The 18,439-nt window shown below is 67.4% G+C and carries 13 protein-coding genes and 1 pseudogene; 13 read left to right on the top strand and 1 reads right to left on the bottom strand.

Going from position 1 to position 18,439, the window contains the following annotated elements; all coding sequences use genetic code 11:
- Nucleotides 1-332 precede the first annotated feature (332 nt).
- Complete coding sequence (locus tag K8638_RS27545) at nucleotides 333-1,571, bottom strand: clostripain-related cysteine peptidase (protein ID WP_223757613.1); 1,239 nt, start codon at nucleotides 1,569-1,571, stop codon at nucleotides 333-335.
- A gap of 192 nt (nucleotides 1,572-1,763) precedes the next feature.
- Between K8638_RS27545 and K8638_RS27540 the strand changes: the two genes are divergently transcribed.
- The 13 genes and pseudogenes from K8638_RS27540 to K8638_RS27480 all read left to right on the top strand — a co-directional run bounded on the left by K8638_RS27540 (nucleotide 1,764) and on the right by K8638_RS27480 (nucleotide 18,318).
- Nucleotides 1,764-2,138 carry a DUF202 domain-containing protein gene (locus tag K8638_RS27540; RefSeq protein WP_223757612.1) on the top strand — a complete coding sequence of 125 codons (375 nt, stop codon included), beginning with the start codon at nucleotides 1,764-1,766 and terminating at the stop codon, nucleotides 2,136-2,138.
- Nucleotides 2,139-2,370: 232 nt separating this feature from the next.
- Nucleotides 2,371-3,393, top strand: coding sequence for a 2-hydroxyacid dehydrogenase (locus K8638_RS27535; RefSeq protein WP_223757611.1), 1,023 nt, complete (start codon nucleotides 2,371-2,373; stop codon nucleotides 3,391-3,393).
- A gap of 47 nt (nucleotides 3,394-3,440) precedes the next feature.
- Nucleotides 3,441-4,901, top strand: coding sequence for a pyruvate kinase (gene pyk, locus K8638_RS27530; protein WP_223757610.1), 1,461 nt, complete (start codon nucleotides 3,441-3,443; stop codon nucleotides 4,899-4,901).
- A gap of 86 nt (nucleotides 4,902-4,987) precedes the next feature.
- Entirely contained in the window at nucleotides 4,988-6,067 is a 1,080-nt protein-coding gene (locus K8638_RS27525; RefSeq protein ID WP_223757609.1) for a zinc-binding dehydrogenase, read from the top strand.
- Nucleotides 6,068-6,088: 21 nt separating this feature from the next.
- Complete coding sequence (locus K8638_RS27520; protein ID WP_223757608.1) at nucleotides 6,089-7,066, top strand: glucokinase; 978 nt, start codon at nucleotides 6,089-6,091, stop codon at nucleotides 7,064-7,066.
- Between the two features lie 81 nt (nucleotides 7,067-7,147).
- Nucleotides 7,148-8,245: a 6-phosphofructokinase gene (locus K8638_RS27515; protein ID WP_223757607.1), complete on the top strand. Its 1,098-nt coding sequence runs from the start codon at nucleotides 7,148-7,150 to the stop codon at nucleotides 8,243-8,245.
- Nucleotides 8,246-8,304: 59 nt separating this feature from the next.
- Nucleotides 8,305-8,616, top strand: a pseudogene (locus K8638_RS44640) (hypothetical protein); the annotation flags it as partial.
- Between the two features lie 85 nt (nucleotides 8,617-8,701).
- The gene (locus tag K8638_RS27505; protein ID WP_255662942.1) at nucleotides 8,702-10,600 is read left to right on the top strand and encodes an amylo-alpha-1,6-glucosidase; all 1,899 of its coding nucleotides are present in this window, start codon (nucleotides 8,702-8,704) and stop codon (nucleotides 10,598-10,600) included.
- 179 nt (nucleotides 10,601-10,779) lie between these two features.
- Nucleotides 10,780-12,372, top strand: coding sequence for an efflux transporter outer membrane subunit (locus K8638_RS27500; protein WP_223757606.1), 1,593 nt, complete (start codon nucleotides 10,780-10,782; stop codon nucleotides 12,370-12,372).
- Nucleotides 12,373-12,382: 10 nt separating this feature from the next.
- Nucleotides 12,383-13,384, top strand: coding sequence for an HlyD family secretion protein (locus K8638_RS27495; RefSeq protein ID WP_223757605.1), 1,002 nt, complete (start codon nucleotides 12,383-12,385; stop codon nucleotides 13,382-13,384).
- A 25-nt stretch (nucleotides 13,385-13,409) separates the two neighbouring features.
- Nucleotides 13,410-16,208 (top strand): ribosome-associated ATPase/putative transporter RbbA, encoded by a 2,799-nt coding sequence (gene rbbA / locus K8638_RS27490; RefSeq protein ID WP_223757604.1) that lies wholly within the window; start codon nucleotides 13,410-13,412, stop codon nucleotides 16,206-16,208.
- Nucleotides 16,209-16,210: 2 nt separating this feature from the next.
- Nucleotides 16,211-17,335, top strand: a complete 1,125-nt coding sequence (locus tag K8638_RS27485; RefSeq protein WP_223757603.1) for an ABC transporter permease — start codon at nucleotides 16,211-16,213, stop codon at nucleotides 17,333-17,335.
- 74 nt (nucleotides 17,336-17,409) lie between these two features.
- Nucleotides 17,410-18,318: a LysR family transcriptional regulator gene (locus tag K8638_RS27480; RefSeq protein WP_223757602.1), complete on the top strand. Its 909-nt coding sequence runs from the start codon at nucleotides 17,410-17,412 to the stop codon at nucleotides 18,316-18,318.
- Nucleotides 18,319-18,439: the final 121 nt, after the last annotated feature.

The following is an 18,439-nucleotide window of genomic DNA, read 5'->3' as shown; positions in this document are numbered from 1 at the left end:
GAGCCCGCTCCGGGCCCTGCCCGGCCGCGGCTCCACGTGCGGCACCCGTGGAGCTCCAACAACGTTCGCGCCCATGCTGACTCAATCTCCCAGGCCGTGCCGCGGCCTCGTGCCCCGACTTCCCGGCCACGCGGCCACGGCAAAGTTGCGGCGCGGCGTGGAGGCTCACAAGTGCTCGGGGCATGCGGCGCGCCGAGGGCCGGCGCGGCCTCCTCCATTCGCGCTCTGCTCCCCGGCCCTCCCGAGCCTCACCTCACCGGGCACTGGCGGCTGGCCAGGCCCGGGGGGAGGCGGCGTGAAGCCTGCGGCCTGATGAGGGCCCGCCAGGTGGCTCAGCTCGCGTGGTAGTGCTTGCGCAGGTAGTCGACCCAGCGCACCGTCTCGTCGAACCGCAGCCCGGTGTAGGTCGACGCGACCGACTCGAAGGAATGCCTCGTGGTCGGGAACCAGAACGCCAGGCCATGGGAGTCCCGCACCGCATTCCCGAGGGCGACGGACTCCACCCGCGCCTCGTCGATGGCGGCGATCAGGCTCGTGCAGGCCGTCTTGACGGCGGCGGCCGACACCGTCTTCTGGAGGTGGAGCGCGAAGTCCCGGATGTCGAACGTGTCATGCCGGGCGAAGGACTGAGCGGAGGCCGTCGCATTCCTCATCCAGTGGAAGCCCTCGCGCGGGTTCGCATCCACGGCGCGGATGAGCTCGCGGAAGCCGTCCACGATCCGGTTGTCCGCCTTGAAGGCCGCCAGGGTGCAGGGGTGCTGGTCGGGGCGATGCGCGTAGCCGGCCCCGAAGGCCTGCACCGCCTGACGGCCCCACGTGAGGCCATCCGTGGGAGGCTGCTCGGACATCCGCTGGAACCACTCGGTGTAGTCCCACCCGTCGCCCGGCTCCAGGTCCTCGGAGGCGACGATGACGTGCGCGAACTCGCGGAACTGCTCCAGGACCTCGACCATGCCGTTGAGGCACGTGTCGGAGAAGATGAGCTCGACCTTGCTGTTCACTCCCGCGCGGGAGAAGGCCGCCTTGAGGACGTGGTAGGCCTCGCGGTTGGTGAGCACACCCCCGTTGGTATCGTCATGCAGCATGGCGCGCAGGTTCGAGTTCGCGAGCAGCGCGGAGCGCGGGATGAAGAGCCGCCTTGCGGGAACCGAGCGGCCCCGGCGCCAGCGCGGAGGCGCATCCAGCAGCCTCTTCACGAAGGTCTCGTTCGGGTCGTGCTCGTCGAAGACGCCCGAGCCGTGGTCCCAGAACCCGATGGCCTTCTTCGCATTCGGGTAGCTGACCAGCGCCCGGGCCAGGAACTGGGCGAGCACCTCGGGGTCACCGGTATCGATTTCGCCCAGGGACTCGATCACCCTCTCCCCGGTCCGGGGCGACAGCTCGAGGACCTGCCCTCCTTCCCGCGCCGTGTCGACCAGCGCGAGCAGCGCGAAGTTCCCACGATTGCCCGCCATCATCTCCTGGAGATCTTCACGGACGTAGCCCGTGAGGTTGTTGTCCCCGCCGAAAATCTCGATGACGACATGCGTGACGCTCGTGTCGCGAATCGGGAACGGTGCGACTTTGGCCATGACTTCCCCCGCCGTGTCTGGTGGTCCGGCGCGGCGCAGACTGGGCCAGGGCGTCATGACAGACCAACGTCCCGCGGTCGCAGGCAACGTCCTCCACCGAACCGGGGACCTGCTCATTCCGAATCAAGCTGGAAACCGAGGCAGGATTCGTCATTTCCCCTGGGCTGTGCGCGTGCAACGCCGGGCTCTCGCATGAACACCTCCTCTCCGCCTTCGACCGAAAAACCCTCCCACCTCACGCTCGAAAACACCCACATGGCGGCGACACGGACCCTGCTCGCGCTGGTGAGGACAGGAGCGGCGATTGCGGGCGGTGGCGCGCTCGTCACCGATCTGCTCGTCAAGGGGTGGCCACGCTGGGTGGTGGTCACGCTCTCCTCCGCCTTCGTCGTCCTGGGTTACACGCTGATGTGGTCGGCGTTGAAGAAGGGCCGGAAGCTGCGTGCGCGGCTCGAGCGCGAGCGGCCCGGAGAGGAGTTTCTCTTCCCGCTCCGGGAGGTCACGGTCGGAACGGTGACCTTGCAACTCCTGATTGCGGCGGTGTTGGTGCTCTACATCCTCGGCTGACGAGGCAATCCGGCCAGCTCGTAGGCGGTCGCCGCCCCGGCCGGCGGCAAACCGCGTCTCGCATGGACAGCCGTCCGGCGCTGCGTGTCCCGGGCCGGCAGCCCCCCCAGGGCTGCCATCGGCGCGGGCGTCATCTACCTTCAGTGATGCACCGGCTCATCATCGAGGACACGAACGCCAGCGTGAACCTCGAACGGCGCCAGGCCGCCGGGCGCCGGGCCTGAATGGAGGCATGGAGATGCTCACCGCCGTCTACGACACGAAGCCCTATGACCGTGAGCAACTCCTCGCGGCGGCTCCTCGGGAGACGCTCCAGTGGCAGTTCTGGGACTTCCGGCTGAGCACCGACACCGCGCGGACCGCGCGTGGAGCGCAGGCCGTCTGCGTCTTCGTGAACGACGCGGTGGACCGGCCATGCCTGCAAACGCTCGGCGAACTGGGCGTGAAACTGCTGGCCCTCCGTTGCACGGGGCACAACAACGTCGACCTCCCCGCCGCGGCGGAGGCGGGCATCACCGTCACGCGCGTGCCTGCGTACTCCCCCTATGCCGTGGCTGAGCACGCCGTGGCCCTGCTGATGACGCTCAATCGGAAGATCCACCGCGCATTCAACCGCGTACGCGAACAGAACTTCTCGCTGAGCGGCCTGGTCGGCACCGACCTGCACGGCAAGACCGCCGGGATATTCGGCACCGGCAAGATCGGCCGTGCCACCGCCCAGATCCTGCACGGCTTTGGCATGCGCATCCTGGCCTTTGACACGTTCCCCGCTTCCGAGTGGGCGCGGCAGCTCGGCGTGGAGTACGTCGACGCCCGGACCCTCGCGCGCGAGAGCGACGTCATCTCGCTTCACATCCCGCTGACGCCCGAGACCCGGCACATCATTCGCGGCGAAACGCTGGAGCTGATGAAGCCGGGGGTATTCCTGATCAACGTGAGCCGTGGCCGCCTGATCGACACCACCGCGCTGATCGCGGCCTTGAAGGCCGACAAGCTGGGCGGCGTGGCGCTGGACGTCTACGAGGAGGAGGAAGGCGTCTTCTTCGAGGACCTGTCCGGCCAGGTGCTCCACGACGATGAGCTGGCGCGGCTCCTGACGTTCCCCAAGGTCCTGGTCACTGCCCACCAGGCGTTCCTGACCCGGGAGGCGCTGGGGGACATCGCCCGGACGACGGTGGCGAACCTGGAGGCGCTGGCCGCGGCGCGTCCCTTCGTCGACGGCTCCGTGCTGACCGCGGGGCCTGCTGCCCGCTAACGGAACGAAGTACCGGGAAGCTCTTCCAGCTTCAACACGGAGGTCCCATGTCACTGCCTGGCCAGAAGACCAAGATCGTCGCGACCATCGGGCCGGCTTCCGACTCGCCCGAGGTGCTCGAGCGGATGCTCGCCGCCGGGTTGAACGTCGCCCGGCTGAACTTCTCACACGGCGAATTCAAGGCGCACGCCGAGACGATTGCCCGCCTCCGGGCGGCCGAGAAGGCCGTGAGGCGCCCGGTCACCATCATGGCCGACCTGCCCGGCCCCAAGATGCGGCTCGGCAAGATCGACCCGGAGCCGATCAACCTCGTGGCAAACGACCACTTCACCTTGACCACCGAGCACATCACCGGCAACGCGAAACGCGTCTCGATGAGCTTCGAGGCGCTGCCGAAGGTGGTCAGCCCCGGCGACCGCCTGTTCCTCAACGACGGGCTCGTCCAGCTCGTCGTCGAGCGCGTGACGGGCAACGACGTGGAGTGCGTGGTCGCGGTGGGCGGCGAGCTTCGCTCCCGCAAGGGGCTGAACCTCCCGGGAATCCACCTGGGAATCAGCGCATTCACCGCCCGGGACCTCGCCTGCCTCGACTTCGCCCTGGAGCACGGCGTGGACGCGGTCAGCCAATCCTTCGTGGAGACGGCGGCGGACATCCGGGGGGTACGCGAGGCGGCCGCCGCGCGCGGGAAGCAGCCCTTCATCATCGCCAAGATCGAGCGTGCCGGCGCCATCCAGCACATCGAGGAGATCCTGGCCGCCGCGGACGGAATCATGGTGGCACGCGGGGACCTGGGCGTAGAGGTGCCCATCCAGGAGATTGCCTTGCTCCAGAAGAGGTTGATCGCCCTGGCCAACCAGGCGGGCAAGCCGGTCATCACCGCCACGCAGATGCTCGAGTCCATGGTGTCCAGCCGCCTCCCCACGCGCGCGGAGGCCACGGATGTGGCGAACGCGATCCTCGACGGCACCGACTGCGTCATGCTGTCCGGCGAGTCCGCGATGGGCCGCTATCCGGTGGAGGCCGTCGCGATGCTGGCGAGCATCGCCGCCGCGACCGAGGCGAAGCGCCCGGCGAGGCGGTTTGCCAGCCCGTGGGCGGACAGCCCCGCAGACAAGGCGACGACGGCGGCGGAGGCCATTGCCTCGGTCGTGGAACACGCGCTGGAGACCGCCCCGTGCGCGGCCGTGGTGGTGCCAACGCGGAGCGGGACGACCGCCCGGATGCTCTCCCGTTTCAAGCCAGCGGTGTGGACTGTCGCGGCGAGCAGCGACCCGGAGGTCTGCCGTGGCCTGGCATTCTCGTATGGGGTGTTGGCGGTCCAACTGCCAGACGAGCCGACGGACTGGCGAGGGTTCTCGGTGGACTGGGTCCGCCGGCAGCAGGCCGCCGGGCCGTTGGTCATGCTCGTCTCGGGGCCCACGAAGAGCGACCCGCGGGCGAACTACCGCCTCGAGTTCATCAGCACGGGCGAGCGAGACCGCGCCTCCGGAGTGGAAGCTCCGCGATGACAGGGGGCGCGCTCACGAGTTCGTCCCACTCGTCAACGCGGTGGGCCGTCCTTAGGTTCGTTGAGAACGCTTCGGGGGCATGAGTCATGGCACAAGCAGCCACCACACCACACGAAGGGATGATGCGGGGCGTGATCCTGCCTGGAAACAGGACGGTGGAGTTCAGGGAGATCCCCATCCCCCAGCCGCAGCACGGGCAGGTGTTGGTCAAGATGAAGGCCTCGGCCATTTGCGGCAGCGACATCCGCGCCATCTATCGGGCACACATCGGCGAAGGGGCCGAGCGTTACCTTCCCGGCCTCATCGCCGGACACGAGCCGTGCGGGGAGGTCGCGGCGGTCGGCCCCGGGTGCCAGGCGTTGCGGGTCGGTGACCGCGTGTCCGTCTATCACATCAGCGGCTGTGGGGTCTGCGACGACTGCCGCCACGGCTATCAGATCAGTTGCACCAGCCCGTCGCGGGCGGCGTATGGCTGGCAAAGGCACGGCGGCCATGCGCCGTGGATGCTGGCGGACGAGCGCGACTGCATCCCACTGCCCGCGAGCCTGTCCTACATTGACGGCGCCCTGTGCGCTTGCGGTGTCGGTACCGCCTGGGAAGCCCTGACGCGGATAGGCGTCAGCGGCGGAGACGCCCTGCTGGTGACGGGGCTGGGGCCGGTCGGCATGGGCGTGGCGATGCTGGGCAAGGCACTGGGTGCGAACAAGGTCATCGGGACGGAGGTGTCGCCGGTGCGGCGAAAGCTGGCCACGGACCTCGGCCTGGTCGACGAGGCCCTGGAAGCGGATGACAAGGCGCTGGCCCGGATAAAGGACCTCACCCGCGGCCGGGGATGCGAGGCCAGCGTCGATTGCTCGGGGACGGCACCGGGGAGAGTGCTGGCCCTGCGAGGCACGCGGCAGTGGGGGCGATGCGCGTTCGTCGGTGAAGGCGGCACCATCGAGTTCGACGTCTCGCCATTGCTGATTCATCCGCAAATCACGCTGTTCGGGTCCTGGGTGACTTCGCTCAAACACATGAGCGATCTCCTGGAACACCTCGACCGGTGGGGGCTGCACCCGGAGAAGATCTGCACGACCCGCCTGCCGCTGGCCGAGGCGGCGCGCGGCTACGAGATGGCCGACAAGGGCGAGGCCGCCAAGGTGTGCTTCGTTTTCGACGGTTGAGCGCACGAGGAGTGACGCAGCATGATGGTGCTTGCCGGAGATGTGGGCGGAACGAAGACAGCGCTCGCGTTGGTGCAAGGCGGCACCATCATCGAGCGGAAGGTCTATCCGAGCGCCGCTTTCACGAGCCTCGAGGCGCTGGTGCGCGAGTTCCTGGGCCAACGGGGCAAGGAAATCTCGCGGGCGTGCTTTGGCATCGCCGGCCCGGTGAGCGAGGACAGCTGCCGGACCACCAACCTGCGCTGGGTCGTCGAGGCGAGGAACCTCGAACGCTTCCTCGGGGTGCCGCGCGTCACCCTGGTCAATGACTTTCATGCGCTGGCCGTTGGCATCTCCGTTCTGCCAGCGTCCGACCTCGCCGTCCTGAACGACTCGCCGTCGGACCCCAATGGGCCGTGGGTGTTGATCGGCGCCGGGACCGGGCTGGGAGAGGCGGTGGTGGTCCGTACGGGGAGCGGCTACGACGTGGTCGCCTCCGAGGGCGGCCACGCGGACTTCGCGCCGCGAAACGAGCTGGAGATCGACCTGTTGAGGTTCCTGCTGAAGAGGCACGCGCGCGTCTCCTACGAGCGGGTCGTCTGCGGGCGCGGACTGGCGGCGCTCTACGAGTTCGTGCGTGGCCGCTCGCCCGAGGCCGAGTCCCCCGTGGTGAGGGAGGAGGTCGCCAGCTCGTCCGGCGACATCGCTCCGATCATCTCGCGCCACGCGCTCGCCGGCGATGACACGCTCTGCGCTCAGGCGCTGTCGCTGTTCGTCTCCATCTACGGCGCGGAAGCGGGGAATCTCGCGCTCAAGGTCGTCTCGCGCGGAGGGGTCTTCGTCGCGGGAGGAATCGCCCCGAAGATCCTGCCCAAGCTCCTCGACGGAACCTTCCGCTCCGCCTTCGTCGCCAAGGGCCGGCTCAGTCCCCTGCTCGAGGCGACGCCCGTGAAGGTCGTGCTCAACAGCGACGCCGGCCTGCTCGGCGCCGCGGAGCTGGCGTCCCGCCTCGCTCTCTAACCCGCCGGCAAGCCCCTTCCTTGTTCGCGGTGGGGGCAATGGCCAGCATGAACAATGCCAACATGAAGGGGAGGCGCGGACATGCTCGACCCCAGGAAGATCAAACGAATCGCCATCAACACCGGAGGCGGCGACGCGCCGGGGCTCAACGCCGTCATCCGGGCGGCCACCCTGGCGGCAATCGAACGGGGCTGGGAGGTCTACGGCATTCGCCACGGCTACCGCGGCCTCATCGACACCAACGAACTCGTCCCGCTGACCCGCGAGTCCGTGCGCGGCATCACGCACCTGGGCGGCACCATCCTGGGCACCGCCAGCAAGGACAACCCCTTCGAGTACCCCATCCAGACACCGGAGGGTGTCCGGCGCATCGACATCTCCGACAAGGTGGTCGAGAACTTCCGCGCCAGGCAGCTCGACGCCCTCATCTGCATCGGCGGCGACGGCTCGATGCGGCTCGCGCAGAAGTTCATCCAGAAGGGCATCCCCATCGTCGGAGTGCCGAAGACCATCGACAATGACCTCTCGGGTACGGTGGCGACGTTCGGCTTCGACACCGCGGTGAGCACGGCAACCGACGCCATCGACAAGCTGCACTCCACCGCCGAGTCGCACGAGCGGGTGATGGTCGTCGAGGTGATGGGCCGGTACGCGGGGTGGATCGCACTGAGCTCCGGGGTCGCCGGGACCGCCGATATCATCCTGATGCCGGAGATCCCGTTCGATTTCGAGAGGGTCTGCGAGAAGGTCATGGAGCGCGAGCGCGCCGGCCGCCACTTCTCCATCGCGGTGGTCGCCGAGGGCGCCAAACCCAAGGGGGGGCAGATGATGGTGCGCGGCCCCAAGGAGGCCGGCCGTGAGGTCCTGCTCGGCGGCGTCGGCCAGTACGTGGCCGAGGAAATCACGCGCAGGACGGGCAAGGAAACGCGTTACCTGGTGCTCGGGCACCTGCAGCGCGGCGGCGGCCCCACGACCTTCGATCGTCTGATCGGCTTGCGCTTCGGCGCCGCGGCGGTGCGCACCCTCGCGGAGGGGCAGGTCAACGTGATGATCGCACTCGACCCTCCGACGGTGAAGACCATCCCACTCACCTCGGCCATCGAACGGATGAAGTCCGTGCCGCTCGACAGCGACACCGTGCTCACCGCGCGTGCGTTGGGAATCTGCCTGGGCGACTGAACGAGCCCTCGCCGCTTCGACACCAGGCGAACGATCCTGGCAGCTCACGCTTCCCCCGGATGCTGTCCCCGGAGCGCCGCGCCCCAACACTTCTTGAGCCACGCGTGGGAGGAATCGTGAGTCGTCGAAACCAACGTACGGTGAGTGGACGCCGGCGTGCCCCCGGTCCTTCGGCACGGGTCACACGGAAGGGCACGGGCCCGCATGCACAAGAACAGCCGTCCCTACCACGGCGCCGGGGCGCCCCCGCCCCCTCCGGTGGGGATGGGTTGGTCGTGCAGCGCGTGCCCTGGAGCGGGACCGCCGAGTCGTCTCTCGAGGTCCTGCTCGGGCGCGAGTGGATTGTGACCAATGGGCTGGGCGGCTACGCGTCCGGGACTGTCGCCGGCGTTCCAACCCGCAGGGTTTCACGCCCTCCTTGTCGCCGCCCTCCCCGCCCCGCTCGGACGGGTCGTGATGCTCAACCAGCTCACCGAGCGCATCATCCTGCCGGATGGCCGGATGGGCGTGATCGGTGGAAGCGAGCAGGCGCCCGGAAGGCTGGACGTCCATGGGCTCGCCGCGCTCAAGGAGTTCCGGCTCGAGCAGGGGCTGCCCGTCTGGCGGTACGAGGCGGCCGGCTACGCGCTCGAGAAGCGGATTCTCATGCTGCACCAGCAGAACACGGTGCACGTCCACTACGCGCTGGTCAGCGGCAAGGGACAGGTGACATTGGAGGTGAGCCCTTCGCTGCAGTTCAGACGACACGAGGACCGGCTCGACACCCCCGTGGCCGAGGACTACCCCCTCACGCGGCTGGGAGATCGCTACGAGCTGCGAGCGCCGGAGCCGTTTCCGCCGCTCCGGATGCGGTTCGTGGGGCATGCGTCGACGTTCTTGAGCGACCCGCGCATGCTCGAGAACATGTACTACCGCATCGAGGAGCGGCGTGGGTATGACTCGGGAGGGCGCCTGTGGAGCCCGGGGAGCTTCCGGGTGGAGCTCTCCTTCGAGCGGCCAGCGAGCCTCGTCGCATCCACCGAGGACTGGGAGATCATCGACGCGCTGAGCCCGGCGCAGGCCCTGAACTTCGAGTGGGTGCGGCGCGAGCGGCTGCTGCGGGCCGCGCACCCGGCGGCGCGTAGCGGTCTCGGTCCGCCACTGGTGTTCGCCGCGGATCAATTCATCATCACCCCCGCGGGCCGCGTCGCGGACGCCGCGCGCGTTCACGCGTCGGGGGACGAGCTGCGCAGTGTCATCGCGGGCTACCACTGGTTCACGGACTGGGGCCGCGACACGATGATCAGCCTGGAGGGCCTGACGCTCGTCACCGGCCGGCCCAACGAGGCCCGCGACATCCTGCGGACGTTCGCCTTCTACTTGAGGGACGGCCTCATCCCGAACCTGTTTCCCGAAGGTGGGAACGAAGGCCTCTACCACACCGCGGATGCGACGCTGTGGTTCTTCAACGCGTTCGCCCGGTACTACGAGGCGACCGGCGATCGCGAGAGCTTGCGGCGAATCCTGCCGCTCTTGCGCGACATCGTGGCGCATCACGTGCGCGGAACCCGATTCAACATCGGGGTCGATCCCGCGGACGGGCTCATCCGCCAGGGCCAGAGCGGATATCAGCTCTCTTGGATGGACGCGAAGGTCGGCGATTGGGTGGTGACGCCTCGGAGGGGGAAGACTGTCGAGATCAACGCGCTCTGGTACAACGCACTCATGCTGCTCGCGGGCTGGGTGCGGGAGCTCGTGGGAGAGCAGGAGGCTCGTGAGTACGCCGAGCTCGCCGCGCGCGTGCGGGCCTCATTCAACGCGCGGTTCTGGATCGAGCGGAGGGGCTATCTGTACGACCTCGTGGATGGTGAGCGCGGGGACGACGCGGCCTTCCGGCCCAACCAGCTCCTCTCCCTGTCCTTGACGCACCCGGTGCTGGACGAGGACCGCTGGGCGCCGGTGCTCGAGAACGTCATGGAGCAGCTCTTCACCCCGGTGGGGCTCCGGTCGCTCGCACCGGGTCACCCCGACTACAAGCCCCGGTACGATGGCGACCTGCGCTCGCGAGACGCGGCCTATCACCAGGGGACCGTCTGGGCCTGGCTCGCCGGGCCGCTCGTCGATGCGTGGCTCCGGGTCCATCCCGGCGACCGCGCGGGGGCGCGGGCGCTGCTGAAGGGCTTCGAGTCGGAGCTGGGCGAGGCGGGGCTGGGCACGATCGCGGAGATCTTCGACGCGGACCCGCCGTTCACGCCGCGCGGGTGCGTCGCCCAGGCCTGGAGCGTGGCCGAGGTGTTGCGCGCCTGGGTCAAGACCGCGCCTGACGACGGGCACGAGGGGACGGACCGGGGCCGCCGACACCGCGCTGGACGTTGACCTGCTCACTGCTCGAGACGCCAGCCATGTACGGCGGACAATACCCATCTCGCCCGCCAGACGGAGTTCCCTATACCAGACCAGACATCTCGGACTGGATTGTGGTGTTGTTCGGTAAGTTGTACTTCCTCCCCCACTCCGGAAAGCACAGATTACCCACCTGCACCGAGGTGTTCCGAATGCGGGGGACGAACAGCACCAAGCAATGGACGCGCGGAGGGCTTCCGCCCCTGGGCAGTGCACTGCCGCTGCTCGGCGTTCTGTCGGCGCTCTCCGGGTGCGCTGTAGGCCCCGATTTCACGAAACCCGAAGTCACGGTGCCCCGGGAGTGGCGCACCTACGACGACCCGAAAATCTCGACGCAGGCCGCGGTCGACGCCGAGTGGTGGAAGGCGTTCGGCGATCCAACGCTGGATCGCCTGGTCGAGCTCGCCTACCGGCAGAACCTGCCGCTGCAGATCGCGGGGCTGAGAATCGTGGAGGCCCGCGCCCAGCTGGGCATCGTCACCGGCCAGCAGTATCCGCAACTCCAGGTGGCCGCCGGCCGCGCAACCGCGGTGGGGCTCAGTGAGAACGCGGCCAACGTAGCCACTCTCGACCGCCACTACCTGGATTATCAGGTGGGTTTCGATGCGATATGGGAGCTGGACTTCTGGGGCAAGTACCGGCGGGGCGTGGAGGCGGGTACCGCAGGCCTGCTCGCGTCGGTGGCTGACTACCAGTCCGCTCTCGTCTTGCTCACCGCGGAAGTCGCGCGAACCTATGTCGTGATTCGCACGTTCGAGGTGCTCATCGAGCTGGCCCGGGAGAACGTCAGACTTCAGGAGGAGGGGCTCCAGATCGCCGAGTCGCGCTTCCGCAATGGAGCCACCTCGGAGCTCGATGTGGCCCAGGCGGCGACCCTGCTGGAGAGCACCCGGGCCACCATCCCCCAGCTGGAAACCGGGCTGGAGCAGGCTCGCAACGCCTTGAGCACGCTCCTGGGGCAGCCCACGGGAGCCGTCGAAGCCTTGCTGATGGGGCCCAAGCAGATTCCGCAGGCGCCCACGACGGTGGCCGTCGGCGTGCCCGCCGAGGTGCTACGGCGGCGTCCGGACGTCCGCAGCGCCGAGCTCTATGCCGCGGCGCAGTGTGCCCGCATTGGCATTGCCGAGGCGGAGCTCTATCCGAGCTTCTCGCTCTTCGGAACAATCGGGCTCCAGGCGAGCAGCAGCGGCTCTCCCTCCGCCAATCTCTTCTCCCTCAGCAGCCTGGCCTATTCCATTGGTCCTCGGATTGTCTGGCCCTTCCTGAACTACGGCCGCCTGGAGAACGGCGTGCGTGTCGAGGATGCGCGGTTCCAGCAACTGCTTGTCGACTACCGCAACACGGTGCTCAGGGCAGCCCAGGAGGTAGCGGACGCGCTGACGGGCTTTGTCAACGCACAGAAGGCCATGGCGTTCGAGCAAGCCGCCGTGAAGGCCGCCCAGAGGTCGGTGGAGATCTCCGTGGTGCAGTACAGAGAAGGCGCCGTGGATTACCAGCGCGTGCTGGATGCGCAACGTTCGCTCCTCCAGCAGCAGAACAACCTGGCCCAGACAAGCTCGTCCATCGCCACGTACCTGGTCGCCCTCTACAAGGCGCTGGGCGGGGGCTGGGAGGTGCGCCAGGGGCAGCCAGTCGTACCGGAACAGATGCAGAGCGAGATGGAAGCCCGGACCGACTGGGGCGACATGTTGTCCCAGCCGCGGGAACCGGAGCCCCCGAAGAGCTCGCCACCGGAGAAACACTAGAGAGTCCGCCATGGCCAAGAAGGCGCTCAAGTGGATCATTGGGGCGGTCGCCGTTGCGATCGTCGCGTTCATCGGTTTCCGGTACTGGAAATCGAAGCAAGCCGAGCTGCCGGAGGGGATCATCTCGGGCAACGGCCGTCTCGAGGCGAAGCTCGTCGATGTCGCCGCCAAGGAACCCCTGAGGGTGAAGCAGGTTCTCGTGAACGAAGGCGACCTCGTCAAGCCGGACCAGATACTGGTGCAGCTGGACACCGCCACGCTGGAGGCCAGCCTGGCCGAAGCCAACGCGAGCGTCGCGGCCGCCGAGGAACGCCTGGCGCTGTCCAAGGCGTCGATCGTCAAGCAGAAGAGTGAGATCGACCTCGCCACCGTCGAGCTCGAACGCGCCCGGAAGCTGGTCGCGGAGGGCGCCGGCTCGCAGCGGGAACTGGACGTTCGAAAGAGCAAGCTGGAGACCACCAAGGCCACCCTGGCGGAGGTGGAAGCGCTGCTGAAGACCTCCATGGAGCAGGTCGAGGTCGCGAGAGCCAACGCCGCGACCATCCAGACGCGCATCACCGACGCGACGCTCAAGTCACCCGTGACCGGACGGGTTCTCTATCGCCTCGCCGAGCCCGGCGAGGTTCTCCAGCCCGGTGGAGGAGCGCTGACGCTCGTGAACCTGGAGGACGTCTACATGGAGATATTCCTCCCCTCCAACGAGGCCGCCAACGTGAAGATCGGCGCCGAGGCACGCATCACCGTCGACTACGAGCCCGACCGCGCTGTCGCCGGATTCGTCAGCTTCGTGTCCCCGGAAGCGCAGTTCACCCCCAAGCAGGTCGAGACGAAGAGCGAGCGGGAGAAGCTGATGTTCCGGGTGAAGATCCAGGTACCCAGGGAGCTGGCCAGCCACTACGTCGAGCGAATCAAGACGGGCATCCGCGGCGTCGGTTACGTCAAGGTGAATCCATCCGCAGTCTGGCCGCCCCCACTGCAGAACGTCATCTCTCCCAAACCTGAACCCCAATAGTTTGGTGACCCGGGAGGGCTCGTCCATGGTCTCATCCGCGGCTCCAGAATCTCCGGCCGGGCCCGGCGGCAAGCCCGTCGTTTCCATCCAGGACGTCACACACCGCTACGGCGGCGTCGTCGCGCTCGACGGCATCTCGCTCGACATTCCCAGCGGCATCATGGTGGGCATCGTGGGGCCCGATGGCGTCGGCAAGTCGACGCTGATGGCCCTGGCCGCCGGCTCCAAGAAGCTGCAGCAGGGACGGGTCATCGTCCTGGATGGGGATATCGCCGACGTCCGGCACCGGCGCGCGGTGGGCCCGCGGGTCGCGTACATGCCCCAGGGGCTGGGCAAGAACCTCTATTTGGAGCTCAGCGTTCACGACAATGTCGACTTCATGGCCCGGCTCTTCGGGCTGTCGGCCGAGGAGCGCAAGGTCCGGGTCAAGGAGCTGCTCCAGGCCACGGGACTGGCCAGGTTCGCGGATCGTCCCGCCGGCAAGCTCTCGGGGGGAATGAAGCAGAAGGTGGGGCTGTGCGGCGCGTTGGTCCACGATCCGGACCTCCTCATCCTCGATGAGCCGACCACGGGGGTCGACCCGCTCTCCAGGCGGCAGTTCTGGACCCTCATCGACGAGATTCGCGCGGGGCGCCCCGGGATGAGCGTCATCATCTCCACGGCCTACATGGACGAGGCACAGCAGTGGGACTGGATCGTGGCCATGGACGCGGGGCGCGTGCTGGCGACCGGGACACCGGCGGCGCTGATGGAGCGCACGGGCACGAAGGACCTGGAGCAGTGCTTCATCACGCTGCTGCCCGAGGAGAAGCGCAGGGGCCACAAGGTGCTCACCATCCCGCCCCGTGCCCCGGGCAAGGCCGAGATGGCCATCGAAGCCCACGGCCTGACGCGCCGCTTCGGCACCTTCACGGCCGTCGACCATGTCACGCTGTCCATCGAGCGCGGTGAAATCTTCGGCTTTCTGGGCTCCAACGGCTGCGGCAAGTCCACGACCATGAAGATGCTGACCGGACTTCTGCCCGCCACGGAAGGGACGGCGAAGCTCTTCGGCAGCTCCGTCGAGGCCGGAAGCATGGAGGTGCGCAAGAACCTGGGTTACATGACGCAGGCGTTCTCGCTCTATGGCGAGCTGAGCGTCCACCAGAACCTGGTACTGCATGCCCGGCTCTATCATCTCCCTCCCGAGCAGGCGAAGGCGCGCATCGAGGAGCTGGTCGAGCGATTCGGGCTGGGCGCGCACCTGGAGGCCCTGGCCGAGGACCTGCCGATGGGGTTGCGCCAGCGGCTCTCGCTGGCCGTCGCTGTCCTGCACGGGCCGCAGATCCTCATCCTGGACGAGCCCACGTCGGGAGTCGATCCGGTCGCCCGGGACAGCTTCTGGGAGCTGCTGATAGACCTCTCGCGGAAGCAGGGCGTCACCATCTTCGTGACGACACACTTCATGAACGAGGGGATGCGCTGCGACCGGATCTCCCTCATGAACGCGGGAAAGGTGCTGGCGTGTGATGCCCCCCAGAAGCTGATCGAGGCGCGGAGGGCCGACAGCCTGGAGACCGCCTTCATCGCCTACATGGAAGACTCCGCGGCCAGCACCGCGCCACCCGTCGAGAGCAAGGCCACGGCTCCCGCCCACGTGCCCGCGGCCGAAGAGCCCGCGCCCCAGCCAGCGCGAACGGAGCAGAGCCCTCTCCGGCTGGGGCTCGGACGGATGCTCGCGTACACCCACAACGAGGCCATGCAGATCCTCCGCGACCCGATTCGACTGGCCTTTGCCTTTGTCGGTTCGGCGCTACTGATGCTCGTCTTCGGCTTCGGAATCACGACTGACGTCGAGCACATCCGATATGCCTCGCTCGACCTCGACCAGTCGCCCGAGAGTCGCGCGTATCTCGAGCAGTTCGCCGCGGCGGGACGCTTTTTCGAGGCGACTCCACCGGCCCGCTCCGCCGACGAGGCCCTCCGCCGGCTGCAGTCGGACGATGTTTCGGTGGTGCTGGAGATGCCGCCTCGTTTCGGTCTGGATTTCCGCCGGGGCTCCGGGCCCGAGGTGCTGGCGCAGGTGGATGGCGCCATGACCTTCCGTGGCGATACCGTCGAGCAATATGTCCAGGGGGTGCACAGCGGGTTGTTGCGGGATCCCGCGAGCGGTCTTCGGACGGCCGTCCCTCAAGAATATGCGGCCAATATCGAAGAACGATACATGTACAACCCGACGTTCGAGAGCATCTACTCCATCGTGCCGAGTGTCCCGGCGCTGCTGCTGCTGCTGATACCGGCGATTCTCATGACGGTCAGCATCGTGCGCGAGAAGGAGTTGGGGTCGATCATCAACTTCTATGTCACGCCCACGGGAAGGCTGGAATACCTGGTTGGAAAGCAGCTGCCCTACATCGCAATCGGCATGGTCAACTTCGTCATCCTGACCGTCCTGGCGCTGATCGTATTCCGCGTCCCGATCAAGGGGAGCTTCCTGACGTTGCTGCTCTGCACGCTGTTCTACGTCGCGGCGACGACAGGTATCGGGATGGTGACCTCGACGTTCACGGGCAGCCAGGTCGCGGCCGTCTTCGTCACGGCGATTCTGACCATCGTGCCGACCATCCAGTTCTCCGGCTTGTTGCAGCCCGTCTCCACGCTGCAGGGGGGCGCCGGCTTCGTCGGTTCCATCTGGCCGGCCTCCTACTACATGCATGCCAGTCTGGGCGCATATACGAAGGGCCTTGGAGCGGGCCTCATCATGCGGGACGTCCTCTTTCTGGCCGCGTGCATCCCCATCCTCCTGGCCATCAGCTTCATGGGTTTGAGAAAGCAGGAGAAATAGGGGTGAAACCGCTGCTGAACATCCTGTGGCTGGGGCTCAAGGAGATTCGCAGCCTGCTGAGCGACGTGGTGATGGTCGTGTTCGTCATCTATGCGTTCACCCTGGCCATCTACGTTCAGGCGACGGGGACCTCGAGCGAAGTGAACAACGCGTCAATCGCCTTCGTGGACGAGGACGGGTCGGCGTTGTCCAAGGAGCTGCTCAACGCCTTCTATCCGCCCCGCTTCATGTTGCCCGAAATCATCACCGCCGCGGACGCCCAGGCGGACATGGACAGAGGCAGGTTCATGTTCGTCGTCGTGATTCCGCCCCGCTTCGAGCACGACCTCCGCGCGGGGCGCAACCCGGATATCCAGGTGAACATCGACGCGACCGCCATGCAGCAGGCGGGCATTGGCGCCGGCTACATCCGGAACATCATCAACGACCGGATCGAGTCCTTTCTCAAGCGCACTGAGGAGTCGGGGCCGAAGCCGGTCCAGTTGGTGATTCGCAAGCTGTTCAACCCCAACGGGATCTCCTCCTGGTTCAAGAGCGTGGTGGCCATCATCAATCAGATAACGCTGCTGACGGTCGTCCTGACGGGGGCCGCGGTCATCCGCGAGCGCGAACACGGGACGCTGGAGCACCTGCTCGTGATGCCGCTGAGTTCGTTCGAGATCGCGATGGCGAAGGTATGGGCCAACAGCCTCGTGATTCTCATCGCGACCGGGGTCTCGCTCCTCGTGGTCGTGGATATGGTGCTGAAGGTGCCGTTCGCGGGCTCGGTGTTGCTGTGGTTTGCCGGCGTGGTGCTCTACCTGTTCTTCGCCACGGCGCTCGGGATCTTCCTGGGGACGATTTCACGGTCGATGGCGCAGTTCGCGCTGTTGATCATCCTCGTGGTCCTCGTGCTGATGCTTCTCTCGGGCGGGAGCACGCCCGTCGAGAGCCAGCCGAAATGGCTGCAGTACCTCACGTATCTCCTGCCTGCCCGGCACTTCGTCAGCTTCTCGCAGATCATCATCTACCGCGGCGGCGGGCTGGAGGCGGTCTGGCGTCAGTTCCTGATGGTGGCCGCGGTGGGCGTCGGGTTCTTCGCCTACAGTCTGGCGCTCTTCCGGAAGTCCATCGCGGTGACCCAATAGGGGATGAGTCCACTGGACGGAACGGGCTGGAAGAATTGTTCCGACCATGGAACAGTCCTCCACCGGGAACGGACATGGACCTCAACGAACTCCTCGTCTTCGCCAGGGTGGTGCAGGCCGGCAGCTTCACGGCGGCGGCGCGTGAGCTCCGGATGCCCAAGTCCACGGTCAGCCGGAAGGTGTCCGAGCTGGAGGAGCGGATTGGCGCGCAGCTCCTGCAGCGTACGACGCGCAAGCTGCGGCTCACGGACGCGGGGCAGACCTACTACGAGCACTGCGCCCGCATCGTGGCCGAGGCGGAGGAGGCCGAGCTGGCCGTCACGCGCATGCAGTCCGCTCCGCACGGGCTGCTCCGCGTGACGACGCCGCTCTCCTTCAGCTTCCTCGGGCCACTCGTCGCGGAGTTCATGAAACGCTACCCCGACGTGCAGCTGGAGCTGGTGTGCACGGACCGCACGGTGGACCTGATGAGGGAGGGCTTCGGCCTGGCCGTGCGCGCGGGCCGGCTGGCGGACTCGTCGCTCACCGCGCGCAAGCTCGGCAACATCGAGCGCATCGTCGTGGCGGCCCCGAGCTACCTCAAGGCCCACGGGACGCCCAGGTCCCCCAGGGACCTGGAGAAGCACGACTGCATCCTCTTCGGCACGCAGCTGGAGCGGAGCGCCTGGACCCTGCACTCCGGGGGCAAATCCGTCGAGGTTCCAATCCGAGCGCGCATGGCCGTGAACGAGCCCGACATGCTGTGCTCGCTGACGCGGGCCGGCTCCGGCATCTCGCTCCTCCCGGCCCTCTACTACGCCGCGGACCTCACCGCCGGGCGGCTGCAACACCTCCTGCCCGACTGGAGCTCGTCCGGGACGCCCGTCCATGCCGTCTACCCCAGCACCCGCCACCACTCGCCCAAGGTGGCGGCCTTCGTGGACTTCCTGCGGGAGCACTGGCCGGCCCTCCCCGCCGGAACCGAGCGCTCCCCCGCTCGCTGAGGGAGCGGATCGGCATGCCGGGAAGGTGGCTCCTTTGTTCCATGGATGGAACGGTCCTTCCTGGATTCGCATCTGGCGGAGCACCAGTCTCGCGGTCATCTTGGAGTGGCCCCATGAAGAA

Source organism: Myxococcus sp. RHSTA-1-4 (genome assembly GCF_020037125.1).
GTDB lineage: Bacteria > Myxococcota > Myxococcia > Myxococcales > Myxococcaceae > Myxococcus.
This window is presented reverse-complemented; position numbering and strand designations above follow the sequence as displayed.